Genomic DNA, 13652 nt, shown 5'->3' on the forward strand with positions numbered 1-13652 from the left:
CTCAAATCACCAAGGAACCCCTGTAGGAGTGAGCCTGCTCGCGATAGCGGTGGGTCAGGCAACATCAATGCTGGCGGTGACGGCCTCATCGTGAGCAGGCTCACTCCTACAGGGGTCAGGCGATTGCCTGGCGCATTGCGAGCAACAGCAGAAAATGCAGCGGATACAAGGCATACGCCCAACGCCGCATTGGCGGCGGCTGGAAATGCCGGGTATGTCGCAACAGGAACAACCCGAGCAATGGCGCAATCAGACAAGCGGCAATGCCGAGGAAGGCTGCTCGGTTGCCGATCCGCGCGGAGTAAAACAGCACCTCCCATTGATTCGCCGCCAGGCACACCAACCCCGGCAACAGGCTGAAATACCAGGGCCGGCGGATCACCAGCAACGTCGCCAGCGGCAGCAGCACACCGAAGAATCCAAACATCAGCCACTGCGGGAACAGCGCCGCCAGCGCCAGCGCGACCACCGCGAGCAGTCGTGATTGCAGGCGTTGATCCTGCCAGCCGCGGGCCACCAGCAATCCCAGCGCCAGCGTAGGCAACACGTTCAAGGTGTCGGGATCGGGAATGTACATCCGGTAGGGAATTTCGCTCAGGGCGCTGAACAACAGCAACCAGCCCAGGTAACGCCACTGGCCGTCGGTCGTCGTGGCACCAGTGCGCGCAAGGTTGGCCGCCATCGCCAGGCAGAACCACGGAAACGCCAGCCGTCCCGGCACATACAGCAGATCGACGGAGTAACCGACATATCGCAGGTGATCGAGCACCATGCTCAATAGCGCCAGCCACTTGAGCAGATCCAGTGCCCCATCCCTTTGCGTCATGTGCATAATTGCCCGTCGTCTTTGTAGTGTTCTGTCAGACGCATCCCGTGTGCTCGCCGGATGATCTTCGGTAAAGTGCGCACCATCATTGACCACGAGGCGCTTCACCATAAGCGTCTCGACCACGGAAAGCAGGGCCATGACCGATAAGAGCCAACAATTCGCCAGCGACAACTATTCCGGTATCTGCCCTGAAGCCTGGGCTGCCATGGAACAGGCCAACCACGGCCACCAACGCGCTTACGGCGACGATGAATGGACCGCACGCGCGTCCGATGATTTCCGCAAACTGTTCGAAACCGACTGCGAAGTGTTTTTCGCCTTCAACGGCACCGCGGCCAACTCGCTGGCCCTGTCGTCGCTGTGCCAGAGTTACCACAGCGTGATCTGCTCGGAAACCGCCCACGTCGAAACCGACGAGTGCGGCGCGCCGGAATTCTTCTCCAACGGTTCCAAGTTGCTCATTGCCCGCACCGAAAACGGCAAGCTGACCCCGGAATCGATCCGCGAAGTCGCCCTCAAGCGCCAGGACATCCACTACCCGAAACCCCGCGTCGTGACCCTGACCCAGGCCACCGAAGTCGGCAGCGTCTACACCCCGGAAGAAATCCGTGCCATCAGCGCCACCTGCAAAGAGCTGGGCCTGAACCTGCACATGGACGGCGCGCGCTTCTCCAACGCCTGCGCATTCCTCGGCTGCTCCCCGGCCGACCTGACCTGGAAAGCCGGCGTCGATGTGTTGTGCTTCGGCGGCACGAAAAACGGCATGGCGGTGGGTGAAGCGATTCTGTTCTTCAACCACAAACTGGCCGAAGACTTCGACTACCGCTGCAAACAGGCGGGGCAACTGGCCTCGAAAATGCGTTTCCTGTCGGCACCGTGGGTCGGGATTCTGGAAAACGACGCCTGGCTCAAATACGCCCGCCACGCCAACCATTGTGCGCAGCTCCTGGCAGAACTGGTCAGCGATATTCCCGGCGTGGAACTGATGTTCCCGGTACAGGCCAACGGCGTGTTCCTGCAACTGTCGGAGCCGGCCATCGCTGCACTGACGGCCAAGGGCTGGCGTTTCTACACCTTCATCGGCAACGGCGGCGCACGCTTCATGTGCTCGTGGGATACCGAAGAAGAACGCGTACGTGAATTGGCGGCGGATATTCGCGAAGTCATGTCCCACTGATTCCTTCAAACAGCAACCCGATCCCCTGTGGCGAGGGAGCTTGCTCCCGCTCGGCGGCGCAGCCGTCGTAGAACCAGCCAATGCGGTCTGCCAGACAGACCGCATTCTCAGTATTCGGGGCCGCTTCGCAGCCCAGCGGGAGCAAGCTCCCTCGCCACAAAACCCCTTTCCCCCTCCCCTGATCACTCACCCTGAAACTCTTGGTCTACATTGATTGGCGAGCCGCTTCTATCCGCTCAGACAATAATAATCAGGAGCGTACGCATGTCCTTACAAGGCAAAACCCTGTTCATTACCGGTGCCAGCCGTGGGATTGGTCGTGAGATCGCGCTGCGAGCTGCGCGGGATGGGGCCAACATTGTGATTGCCGCCAAAAGCGCCGACCCCCACCCCAAACTGCCCGGCACGATTTTCAGCGTGGCCAAGGAAGTTGAAGACGCGGGCGGCAAGGCGCTGGCCTTGCAGGTGGATGTTCGCGATGAACTCGCGGTACGCGAGGCGCTGGCCCAGGCCCACGAACATTTCGGCGGCATTGATGCGCTGATCAACAATGCCGGGGCGATCAAGCTGACCGGCGTTCAACACATCGAGCTCAAGCGCTTCGACCTGATGCACCAGATCAACACCCGCGCCGTGTTGCTGTGCAGCCAGGCTGCCCTGCCCTATCTGAAAAAAACCAAGGGTCACATTCTTAACCTGTCGCCACCGTTGAACCTGGCGACGAAATGGTTCGCCCAATACAGCCCCTACACGGTGACCAAATACGGCATGAGCATGCTGACCCTGGGCATGAGTGAGGAATTTGCCAGTTATGGCATCAGCGTCAATTCGTTGTGGCCGCAGACGATGATTGCGACGGCGGCCATCGAGTTTCAGCTTGGCTCGAGGGAATCCTTCAAACACGCACGAACGCCGGCGATCATGGCCGATGCTGCTTACGCAATTCTGGACAGCAGCAGTCGCAGCATTACCGGGCGGTTGCTGATTGATGAAGAGATTCTGAGTGAGCACGGGGTGACGGATTTTGAACGGTATCGGTTCGCGCCCGACACCACTGACCCGCTGATGCCGGACCTGTTTGTCGACTGAAGAAAACAACCGGTCAGAAAAGATACAAAACCTGTGGGAGCGAGCCTGCTCGCGAAAGCGCCGGATCAGTCAACAACGATGTTGAATGTCCGTATGCCTTCGCGAGCAGGCTCGCTCCCACAAGGGATTGGCGTTGCTTAGAACTCGATGCGCACGTCACCCTTCGGCACGCTGCAGCACGACAGGATGTAGCCTTCGGCTTCGTCTTCCTCGGTAATCCCGCCGTTGTGATCCATTTCGACCTCGCCGCCCAGCTTCAATACCTTGCACGTGCCGCAAATGCCCATGCCGCAGGCCTTCGGAATCAGCAAGCCCAGCTTGGCCGCCGCCGCATGCACGGTTTCACCCGGCGCCACGCGAATGCTCTTGCCGGAGGAGATAAATTCGACTTGATGCAGGTCCGCCAGATCAACTTCCGGCGCGTCGGCAGCAATTTCGGCCTGTTCCACCGCATCGGCACGGGCTTCCGGCGGCGTGGCACCGAAGGATTCCTCGTGGTAACGCGACATGTCGAAACCGGCGGTCTCGAGCATGCGCTTGACCGCGTTCATGTACGGCGTCGGGCCGCAGCAGAACACTTCGCGCTCCATGAAGTCCGGGGCCATCAGTTCGAGCATCTTGTGGTTCAGGTAACCGCGATAACCCGCCCACGGCTCACCCAGACCATGCTTCTCGCAGATCAGGTGAAGGCTGAAGTTATCGATCCGCGACGCCATGTGTTCCAGCTCGCGGTGATAAATGATGTCTTTGGGCGAGCGGGCGCTGTGGATAAACACCATGTCGACGTTGCCGTTGGTGTCGTAGAACCAGCGCGCCATCGACATGACCGGCGTGATGCCGACGCCGCCGCTGAGGTACAACACCTTCGGCGCGGTGAAGTCCATGGCGTTGAACAGCCCGACCGGCCCGTGCACCGCCAGCTCCTGACCTTCATGCAGCGTGTCGTGCAACCAGTTCGAGACTTTGCCGCCCGGTACGCGCTTGATCGTCACCGAAAAGCTGTACGGCACCGATGGCGAGCTGGAAATGGTGTAGGAGCGCATGATCGGCACGCCTTCGATTTCCAGCTCCAGGGTGACGAACTGCCCCGGCTTGAAGAAGAACAGGATCGGCTGGTCGGCCATAAAGCAGAAGGTGCGCACATCCCAGGTTTCCTGGATGACTTTGACGCAACGGACGATGTGTCGACCGTTGGCCCAGGTCTGGGTGGTTACCGGATTCAGGAAGCTGTTGGACATGCTGTTCTCCACCGCCGATGGTCGGCCTTATGTTGGCGATTCTGCGTATAGCGCGAGCCACCCATTTACCTATCTGCGACATTCACATACTTATCGCGACCAGCCCCCAACTACCGGGGGTTGCGCGTCGGGAACAGATTGGGCCATGTCGCCCATGGATAAGGTTCTGCCCAGCGCCGGCCCCACACTCGCTCCATACCAAGACACAATCTTTACACCTTGCTTTACACCTTGCGTAGCAAACCGGTGGCCGGTGTAACGGGGTTGGGTGGAGCAGGTCCGGATGCATGAAATTCTGAGCCAAGGCGCCGCGACGACTCATAGCGCGCTATGGGGAGGAGCGGCAACGCAGGATCAGAACTTCATGCGCCGGACCTGCCCGCCCAACCCCGTTACACAGGCCACATAGCCACTTTCGCCGGCCACACAGAATGGCCTTGAGGATCAAATCGATGGACGTCACCGCAAAAATCAGCCTGGGCGATCCGCTGGAACCCGCACGCAAGGCCACCGCGCAGATGCTGCAAGAGCGCGAGCGCACTTTCTCGCTGCCGCAGCCGTTTTACTCTGACGAGCGGCTGTTTGATATCGACATGCAGGAAATCTTCCAGAAAGAGTGGTTGATCGCCGGCATGGCTTGCGAAATCCCGACCAAGGGCAACTACCTGACCCTGCAAGTCGGCAAGAATCCGATCATCGTGATTCGCGGCGCCGAAGGCGTGATCCATGCGTTCCACAACGTCTGTCGTCACCGCGGCTCGCGTCTGTGCACCAGTGAAAAGGGCAAGGTTGCCAAACTGGTCTGCCATTACCACCAGTGGACTTACGAACTGGACGGTCGCCTGCTGTTCGCCGGCACCGAAATGGGCGCCGACTTCGACATGAAGCAGTACGGCCTCAAACCGGTGAACGTGAAGACCGCCGGCGGCTACATCTTCATCAGCCTGTCGGAGAACCCGCCAGCCATTGATGACTTCCTGTCGACGCTGAACCATTACATGGAACCGTATGACATGGAAAACACCAAGGTGGCGATTACCACCACCTTGATGGAAAAGGCCAACTGGAAGCTGGTGCTGGAAAACAACCGCGAGTGCTACCACTGCAACGCGTCGCACCCGGAACTGCTGAAAACCCTGCTGGAATGGGACGACGTCACCGACCCGCGTGCCGACCAGGCCTTCAAGGACCACGTCGCGGCCTCCGCCGCTGCCTGGGAAGCCGAGAAGATCCCTTACGCCCACGCCAGTTTCGGCCTGCGTAACCGCATCGTGCGCATGCCGCTGCTCAAGGGCACCGTGTCGATGACCCTGGACGGCAAACAGGGCTGCGCCAAACTCATGGGCCGCATCAAGAACCCGGACCTGGGCTCGATGCGCATCCTGCACCTGCCGCACTCGTGGAACCACTGCATGGGCGATCACATCATCGTCTTCACCGTGTGGCCGATCAGCGCTCAGGAAACCATGGTCACCACCAAGTGGATCGTCCACAAGGACGCGGTTGAAGGCGTGGACTACGACGTGGAGCGCATGCGCCAGGTCTGGGACGCCACCAACGACCAGGACCGCCGCCTGGCCGAAGAGAACCAGCGCGGGATCAACTCCACGGCGTACCAGCCAGGGCCTTACTCCAAGACCTATGAGTTTGGTGTGGTGAACTTTGTGGACTGGTACAGCGAGCGTCTGTTGAGCAACCTCGGGGCCGAGCCTGCGCCTTACCTCAAGGGCGTTCCGGTTCAGGGCTAACAGCAAAAGCATCGCGAGCAGGCTCGCTCCCACAGGGGATCTTTGGTGCGCTGAAGATCGAATGTGGGAGCGAGCCTGCTCGCGATGACGGCCTCACATTCACCCGATCAACTTGAAGACCACCGCACGCTGCCATCCTCCCCGAAAAACGTCTCTTCGATGTGCTCCCCCACCAACCGCACCTTCACATACCCATTCAACACCCGATCCGGGTACGCCTCATCCCGCGCATTCTCGGTTTCCGACCACAACACCCGTGTATGCCCGTCCAGCTCGCTGGCATTGCCATACGGAATCGCCCCATGCCCGGCGCAACGCGCATGCAGTCCACCCTGGGCCGCATAGCAAATGCCATTGTGCAAATGCCCCCAATACCAGTAATCAGGCTCCCGACCCAACGCATCACAGACCGGCTGATACAACGCCGTCTTGTTGTGCCCGGAAATATCGAACCCCTGATGGTGGCTGAGCACCATGATCTTCTTGCGCTGGGGCAGTTCTTTCATCCAGGCGATCTGCTCCTTGTTCAGCGTGCCGTCCATGTACAGATTGATGGCGTCTGACGCATAGGCCGTGTCGAGCCCGACCACCAGCCAGTCGTCGTTGTACAACGCGAAATAACTGGTGCCCTGCTGCGCCGGAAAACGCTTGGCCAGCTCCTTGAAATAACCGTGGGCGCCGCTGTACATCTCGTGATTGGAATTGAGGGTGAACGAGCCGTGCTTGCCCATGGGCCAGCCGACCATGTCGACGTCTTCCTGGGAATGGGTACCGGCGTAATACACATCCCCCAGGTGAATAGTGAAATCGGCCTGAGCCAGTTGCATCTGGTTGGCCACCGCCACTGCCGGGGCGTGGCTGTCGAACGGACCGGTGCCCCAGTCGCCGGCGATCGCCAGCACCACGTCACTGTCCATCTTCATCAATGCCGGGTTAGTGGCGAACGGCGCGTGATGGCGCAGGTTTTCGATCCACTTGAGCAGCGCTTCGCTCCACAACAGATCCAGCAGTTCCCACTTGCGACAGCCCAGCAGACTGCCGTCCTTGAGCACCCGGGTCTGCAACTGGTCGACCGATTGCGGTAAAGGCGTGGCGTTGCCGATGTGCAGGATCGACAAACCGTGGGACAACTCCCACGGCACGCTTGGCTGATCGACCGGCAGATCGCCGTGTTTGAGCACGTATTGCGCCTGATCGTGGCCACGCTGCAACAGGGCGACGATGGCCTGGAACTCCTCGGGCTCAAGCTCGCTGATGAGCTTTTTCCAGGACATTTCCAATCGCGTGAACAGCCCATGCACGCGAACTTTGACCTTGTCGTATTCATGTTCCCAATGAGTAACTAATGACATGTTGGCATTCCTCCATCCGTAGTGGGATCACAGGGTTTTCATGAACTCGATGAGCGCCCGTTTATCGATGTCCGACAGTTGCGTGCCGTACAGGTGGCCGCTGTTGTGGTTACCCTCCAGGCGCGTGTCGTATTTGAAGTCCGCCGAGGCCTTGGCCTGCGCCCCGCTCGTGACGAAGCCGACCTTTTCCTGGTCGTACACATCGGAGCCGGTGTAGAACACCGACGGCCGCTGTTCCGGCGTCTGCAGCAAATCCCACAACGTGGGCACCGAACCGTTATGCAGGTAGGGCGCCCGCAGCCAGACACCATCGGTCGGCGTGTTGCTGTAGCTCTGGGTCTTGCGATAGGCGTTGAAGTCGAATGGCGGTTTCTTGAAGGTGTGGAAGGCCTCCACCAACCCCGTGGTGAACGAGTTCAGGCGATGGGGATCGGTGCCCAGTTCGTCGATGTGGGTGGTGACCTGGCCGGTGTCGGTGCGACCGAAGTCGTGACAACCGGCGCAGTTCTGATCCCAGAGCGGTTTGCCCTGGGCGACCTTGGCCTGGTCCAGCGCGAACGGCCAGGCGGGTGGCTTGGTGCCGAGCAGCCAGTTGGTCACGCGGTTGAAGCTTTCCGGCAGCACCGATTCCGGCGTCGCGCCCACGGCCATCGCCGCTGCGTAGTTGCGCTCATGGATATCGTTGTTGTTGCCGTCCCAGTGCAAGTACAGCGACTCCCGGGGTTTCTGGTTCCACACTTGCGGCAGGTCGACGGTGCCGATGGTCGAGTCATCCGGGAAGCCGAACACCACCATTTTCGTCGGGTTAAAGGTGTCGGTGCGCCCCGGCCCCTGTTGCGGGCGCAGCTTCTGCCAGGCGTAGGCCTGTTTCTGTTTGAGCAACGCGCTCTTGGCCATCGGAATGATCAGGTAGCGGTTGTACAAGCGCTCGAAAAACCCGAGTTGGAACTTGCCGTTGATCGCAGTCATCACCGCGTCGGTGGTGAATGTCGGATCGCTGGCGCAATCGTAGGCGAACCACTGAAAGGCTTGCAGTTGAAGGGTATTGGCCGGGGCGGTGGCCACCGGGGTGGCAACGTCGCTGGCATTGGCCCGGTAGGAACCGGTGTGACACAGGGCGCAGTTCGGCTCCACGGTCGGGTAGCCGATTTGCCGCTTGGCCATGCCGATGGGCAGGTCCTTGCCGTTCTCAAAGAGGAAACCGAAGACTTCATAGCCGCCGGGTTTCGGCAGTTTCTCGGGGCACATCTGCGGCAGCACGGCGAACAGGTAATACGGGATGCGTGCTTCGATGCCGAGGCCGATGGCGGCGTACTTGTAGTGGTCTTCGTCGGAGGCGTACTTCTCAGCTGGCACCACCCGCAGCATCTGGTACCAAGTCTCGTAACCGATAAATCCCAGCACCAGGACCACGATCAGCGTGCCGACCTTGAAACTGTGCCGCTGCCAGCGCAGCGCCCAGCCGGCACGCCATTCCCGCCAGCCGTCACAGAGCAACGCCAACGGACGATTGGCCGGCGTGCTGCCCAGGTACAGCAGGATGCCGAGGATCAGGAACATGCTCAGATCGCCCATCAGCATCGGCACGAACACTGATGCCTGGCTGCTGGTGTTGATCAGGTAGATCCAGAACGCCACGGCGATCAGTCGCGACAACACACATAACCAGGAATGCACCACAAATCGCGGTGCATTGAAGCCCGACGGCATGTAGAACACGCTGATACCCACCAGCAGCATGCCGGCGTTTTCCAGCCATGGATCGGAGAGTTGCGGTGGCATGCCGAGCATCGAGGTCAGCAGCGCCGGAGCGAAAAGCGCCGGGATCGCGAAGACCATGTTCATCACGATGCCTAGCCAGATGAAGCGTTGGAACCAGCGGATGTAACTGTCCATATCATCCATTTCCTTCTAATCCTGAACACCGTCCACTGTGGGAGCGAGCCTGCTCGCGAAAGCGGTGTATCAGGCAACGTCAATGTTGACTGTGCCGCCGCTTTCGCGAGCAGGCTCGCTCCCACAGGTTGTGCGACAAATCTCCAGCCACCGGCGGTATTAGCCGAGGGCGGTTTTCTCGAGGTGTTGCAGGATGATCGGGTACACATCGACCACCGCGTCCTTGCCGAACATGCAATCGATATGACCGTACCCCGGCACCACATGCCGGCTGTAACGCTCCGGCCCATGGACCTTGCACACGCGGTCATAAGTCTTGAGCGTGCTTTCCGGCAGGTAGCACTGGTTGTCCGCGCCGCTGATAAAGCAGATCGGCATGCTCAGCCGGTCGAAGTGCGGCATGTAGACGTCGTCACCCTTGAAGTCCACCAGATGGCCTTTACGCACGATCAGCGCCAGGTGCTCGAAGGTGTGCATGTTCGACTCGCCAAACAATTCGTGCAGGTTGTCGTGCAAGGTTTCGTTGAGGGTGTCGTGGCGATACAACGACGCGTACATGAAGGTGATGCGATGGCACACCGGGTTGGTGCAGTAGCCTTGGGCCTCGATCCGGGCGTAGCCGTTGAGCGCCTTGTCGTAGAGCTTGTTGAACCAGTTCTCCTTGTTGTCGGCATACGCCGTGAGGGATTTGATGCCGATGGCGTCGAGCATGCCCGGCAGGTGCAAACCGGCCTTGAGCCCGGTTGCCGTGGCGACCACCGTATCCGCCGCGATCTGCGAGCAGACCACCGAGCGCACGCCCTGCAGCCCGGCCAGCAACGACATGAAGAAGGTCGTCGCGCCGTAGCAATGCACCACGCACTGCACGTCCGCCGCCTCGGTTGCCTGGCGGATCTGCGCGATGGCCGCCTTGAAGTCGTACTGGGCGATCTGGTCGCCGTTCCATTCCTTCTTGCTCGCCGGCAGCAGGATGCTCACCCGCAAATCCAGGAGCCAGACGTCGTACTCGTGCTTGCACATGTACTCCAGCAGGTTGGTCTGGATGGTGTCGGTGGAGAAAATATTCGAGCCTACTCCCAACCCATGAACCAGCATCACCGGCCCTTTGCTGCCGCCCTGATAACGGGTCAGGCGCAATTCGACGTTGTCTTCGGTCTGGAAGAAATGCACCACCGGCGACGGCGCATCCAGGGGTCGTTTGAGCCGTGGCGGTGCGTCGGGATTGAAGTAGATGTCGCCGGCGAACACGCCGCCATAGCTCTCCCAGAGAATCCCGGCGAAGAACTTGCCGAACCGCGCCAGGCCTTCGATGCGTTCGCGTTCGTTGCGGGCGTTGAGCACCTTCATGGTGGTCATTTGCTTGGCAAAGTCGGTCGGATGGATGTGCATCACCCCGCTGCCGATCACCTCGCCGGTCTTGTCCGGCCCGCGATACAGCGTCACGTAGAGGGTGCTGGTGTCGTGCCAGATGTTCAGCACGCCGTTGTCCTCGGGCACGGTTTTGAAGGCGCTGAAGTAAAAGTCGCTGCCGTCCTCGGCGGTCAGTTTCATGTCGTACTTCATGTGGCGCACGCCGACCTGCTGCTGATACTGCTCGAACAGGTTGAACACGCCGTTGCTGGCGGTCAGCGGCTGCGGCGACAGGCTCGGGGCGTTGACCGTACCGACCAGCGTCGCGGCGTGCTCCGGCTCCTTGATCATGCGATTGAGGTCGTTGGCGGTGATGGTCAGGGTGAAATCGATGGGCGAGTTATCTGCCTCGCCGCGTTTGGCCGCCGCTTCGTAGACCTTCAGGTCAGTACTTTGGGCTGCGGTGAAGGCCCGGGAAAAGTAGCCTTTCATGGTTTCGGTGAATTGCACGCCGAGCGTTGGCGGCGCCACTTGTTTGCGTGGTGCCGAAGGCAGCGTGTAGTCGATCTGCCAGCCGCGATCGGCAGCCAGCAGGCCCATGTTGCGCTCGCTCACCGCCGAAATCGTCAGCAGCGGATTGACCGCCAGGGACGTCGGAATTACCGCGCCGTCGGTCACGTACAAACCGACATACACGTCAGTCCCGCTGGCGCCGCTGAACACCTGGCCCTTGTGGTTGACCACGCCCTGCCCCGCGTCCTCGCCCATGACGCAACCGCCCAGGGGGTGTACCGAGACGATGCTGTGTTTGAGCAATTTGGTCCAGATCGGGTTCTCGACCCAGATGCCGCCCAGTGCCTTGGTGCTCAGGTGCAGCCGTTCATTGCCGATCTTGACGTTTTCCTGCTCGCCAACGCCCGGCCAATCGATGCGCAGCTGATCCTTGCTGTCCAGCACCATCCGGCCCTTGCCGTCGTCGTGGCTCATGATCAGGTACGTCTGCATGTTGTGCAGCGCGCCGTAATACGGGCCACGGAGGAAGCTTTCGGCTTCGCGTTCCTTGTACTTCAACTTGCCGGTAAAACTGTCGTCGGTGGGCTGACCGATCAGCTCGGCGAACCCGGCCATGCTCGGCACCATCGGCCGACCGAGGGCACCGGGGATCGATCCTTCTTCGATGACCATGCGGCTACGCCAGTCGCCTTCGGTGCGCATGTCGATGACCGAGGTGATGCACGGGCCGACCGGCTGCAATTCCTTCGCCGGATGCGCGCCGAAACCGATGCCATTGATCGGTTGTGCGCAATTGTGACCGAAGCCGAGAATGTCGCCGTTGCCACTCATGTTCTCGCCGAGCTGGCCGGACATCGACAGGCCTTTGTCCCGGGAGCGCAGGAGGATTTCGGTGGAGCCGAGGGTGCCGGCAGACACCACGACGATGTCGGCTTTGACGAACAGCGTCGGCGCCGAGAACTTCTCGCGGCCACTGTCCAGGTACTGGAAGTGCACGATCCAGCCATCGCCGTCGCGTTCCAGATGCCGCACTTGCGCCTGGCAGAAAATCTCCGCGCCGTGGTTCCAGGCGTCCGGCAGATAATTCATCAGCGTGGTGTTCTTGGCCTTGTTGTTACAGCCCGAGACGCAGTCGCCGCAATGGTTGCAAGGCAGTTGTTCAACACCGACATGGTTGAGGTTGTTCGGCAGTTTGTCGAAGGTCACGTTGATCGGCGGCCGGTAAAAATGCGCGCCTTGCTTGAGGTAGTCCGCCGACTTCTTGTTGGCTTCGAGTTTCGGCAACACCGGTGAAGTGCTGGGATACGGATTGGGCTTGAGCATTTCCCGCGCCCGGGCGTAACCGTCCTTGAGCAAGGTGTCGCGATGTTCGCGCACCGCCAATGGCCAGCGCGGATCGTCGAAGACACCGGGCTCCGGTTCGAGGGCGACGTTGGCGTTGATCAGCGACGTACCGCCCAGGCCGCAACCGACCACCACGTTCTGCTGGGCGTTGACGTGCAGATCGAACAACCCGGTGCGCGAACCGATGTGGCCGTCCGGGTCGTGCACCTGCAATTCCTCGGTGGCTGCCAGCATCGTGTTCGGGTATTCGCCGGGTTGTATCTCCCGGCCCCGTTCCAGCAGGCAGACCCGCTTGCCGGCGCGGGACAGGCGCGACGCCGCGATCCCGCCGCCGTAACCCGAGCCGATGACGATCACGTCGTAATGTTCCTTGATGTCGCTGATGGGCGTTGCGATCCGTGTCATGGGACTTTCCTCTATCAGGCAGATAGGGCAACTCTGCGGTTGCCTGCAATCGATGGGCGAACGAGTACCTGGCCACTGAGTGAACTCAACGGCAGCACGCGGGTGTCACTACGAAAGGTCGGGCGCTATAGGCGAGCGCGCTGATTGGCGGCGCGGCGGTGAATGCGTTTGCGCAACAAGACCGCCGGGAGGGGCACGCACGTTGCGAAGAAAATGGGGGCGGGCTGGCTATCCATCACGCGTTCTCCCTGAACCAGATGTGGATAAATGACGGCGGTCCTTGTGACCTGTGAGTGAAGACAGGCGACCGATCGAAGTCAAGCCAGCGGCTTAGAACTGTATGAAATCTGATCTATTCCATTCAAGCCTATACGGGACGTGGCTTTCAGGGTTTGGCGAACAAGTTATCCACACCTCCACCCACAGCTAATGGGGACAAGTGTGGATAGGCGGGAAACTTTCTCCATAGAAACCGAAGAAAAACCGTGACTTATCCAGAAGCCCGGTTTTCCACAGCGATTGGTTGTTTTTTGATCTAAAGCTTGCAGGGCACGTTATACGTGGCTTGCGGCGGATGGCGAACACCTTATCCACAGAAGCGCCAACAGACTTTGGGGGCAACTTCCGCCGATCTGTGGAAAACCTCTGAAAACCGCAATATATCGGGCTTTGCGGGTGATTAGTCGCGCAAAACCGCTGATTTGATCGTTT

The 13652-nt window shown here is 60.2% G+C and carries 8 protein-coding genes; 3 read left to right on the plus strand and 5 right to left on the minus strand.

Annotated elements, in window-relative coordinates:
• Positions 1–115: 115 nt before the first annotated feature.
• Positions 116–832 (minus strand): TraX family protein, encoded by a 717-nt coding sequence (locus tag FBY01_RS03725; RefSeq protein ID WP_083375608.1) that lies wholly within the window; start codon positions 830–832, stop codon positions 116–118.
• A 133-nt stretch (positions 833–965) separates the two neighbouring features.
• On the opposite strand from FBY01_RS03725, the gene FBY01_RS03730 reads away from it, so the two are divergent.
• Both FBY01_RS03730 and FBY01_RS03735 read left to right on the plus strand, forming a co-directional pair.
• Positions 966–2006: a low specificity L-threonine aldolase gene (locus FBY01_RS03730; protein ID WP_010467030.1), complete on the plus strand. Its 1041-nt coding sequence runs from the start codon at positions 966–968 to the stop codon at positions 2004–2006.
• A gap of 264 nt (positions 2007–2270) precedes the next feature.
• Positions 2271–3095, plus strand: coding sequence for an NAD(P)-dependent oxidoreductase (locus tag FBY01_RS03735; RefSeq protein ID WP_145306796.1), 825 nt, complete (start codon positions 2271–2273; stop codon positions 3093–3095).
• A 137-nt stretch (positions 3096–3232) separates the two neighbouring features.
• On the opposite strand, the gene gbcB is transcribed toward FBY01_RS03735, so the two are convergent.
• Positions 3233–4333 (minus strand): glycine-betaine demethylase subunit GbcB, encoded by a 1101-nt coding sequence (gene gbcB / locus FBY01_RS03740; protein WP_010467027.1) that lies wholly within the window; start codon positions 4331–4333, stop codon positions 3233–3235.
• A 452-nt stretch (positions 4334–4785) separates the two neighbouring features.
• On the opposite strand from gbcB, the gene gbcA reads away from it, so the two are divergent.
• Positions 4786–6081 (plus strand): glycine-betaine demethylase subunit GbcA, encoded by a 1296-nt coding sequence (gene gbcA, locus FBY01_RS03750; protein ID WP_010467026.1) that lies wholly within the window; start codon positions 4786–4788, stop codon positions 6079–6081.
• Positions 6082–6188: 107 nt separating this feature from the next.
• Here gbcA and FBY01_RS03755 read toward each other — a convergent pair whose 3' ends face one another.
• The 3 genes from FBY01_RS03755 to FBY01_RS03770 all read right to left on the minus strand — a co-directional run bounded on the left by FBY01_RS03755 (position 6189) and on the right by FBY01_RS03770 (position 12941).
• On the minus strand, positions 6189–7433 hold the full coding sequence (locus tag FBY01_RS03755; RefSeq protein ID WP_145306794.1) for a metallophosphoesterase: 1245 nt from the start codon (positions 7431–7433) through the stop codon (positions 6189–6191).
• Positions 7434–7460: 27 nt separating this feature from the next.
• Positions 7461–9329, minus strand: coding sequence for a hypothetical protein (locus tag FBY01_RS03760; protein ID WP_145306792.1), 1869 nt, complete (start codon positions 9327–9329; stop codon positions 7461–7463).
• A gap of 159 nt (positions 9330–9488) precedes the next feature.
• Positions 9489–12941 carry a GMC family oxidoreductase N-terminal domain-containing protein gene (locus FBY01_RS03770; protein WP_145306790.1) on the minus strand — a complete coding sequence of 1151 codons (3453 nt, stop codon included), beginning with the start codon at positions 12939–12941 and terminating at the stop codon, positions 9489–9491.
• Positions 12942–13652: the final 711 nt, after the last annotated feature.

Source organism: Pseudomonas sp. SJZ077, from assembly GCF_007993905.1.
Lineage (GTDB): Bacteria > Pseudomonadota > Gammaproteobacteria > Pseudomonadales > Pseudomonadaceae > Aquipseudomonas > Aquipseudomonas mandelii.

Bases quoted from the DNA above. Each gene is read 5' to 3' on its own strand.
- FBY01_RS03725 (WP_083375608.1), bottom strand. From the start codon at position 832: ATGCACATGACGCAAAGGGATGGGGCACTGGATCTGCTCAAGTGGCTG.
- FBY01_RS03730 (WP_010467030.1), top strand. From the start codon at position 966: ATGACCGATAAGAGCCAACAATTCGCCAGCGACAACTATTCCGGTATC.
- FBY01_RS03735 (WP_145306796.1), top strand. From the start codon at position 2,271: ATGTCCTTACAAGGCAAAACCCTGTTCATTACCGGTGCCAGCCGTGGG.
- gbcB (WP_010467027.1), bottom strand. From the start codon at position 4,333: ATGTCCAACAGCTTCCTGAATCCGGTAACCACCCAGACCTGGGCCAAC.
- gbcA (WP_010467026.1), top strand. From the start codon at position 4,786: ATGGACGTCACCGCAAAAATCAGCCTGGGCGATCCGCTGGAACCCGCA.
- FBY01_RS03755 (WP_145306794.1), bottom strand. From the start codon at position 7,433: ATGTCATTAGTTACTCATTGGGAACATGAATACGACAAGGTCAAAGTT.
- FBY01_RS03760 (WP_145306792.1), bottom strand. From the start codon at position 9,329: ATGGACAGTTACATCCGCTGGTTCCAACGCTTCATCTGGCTAGGCATC.
- FBY01_RS03770 (WP_145306790.1), bottom strand. From the start codon at position 12,941: ATGACACGGATCGCAACGCCCATCAGCGACATCAAGGAACATTACGAC.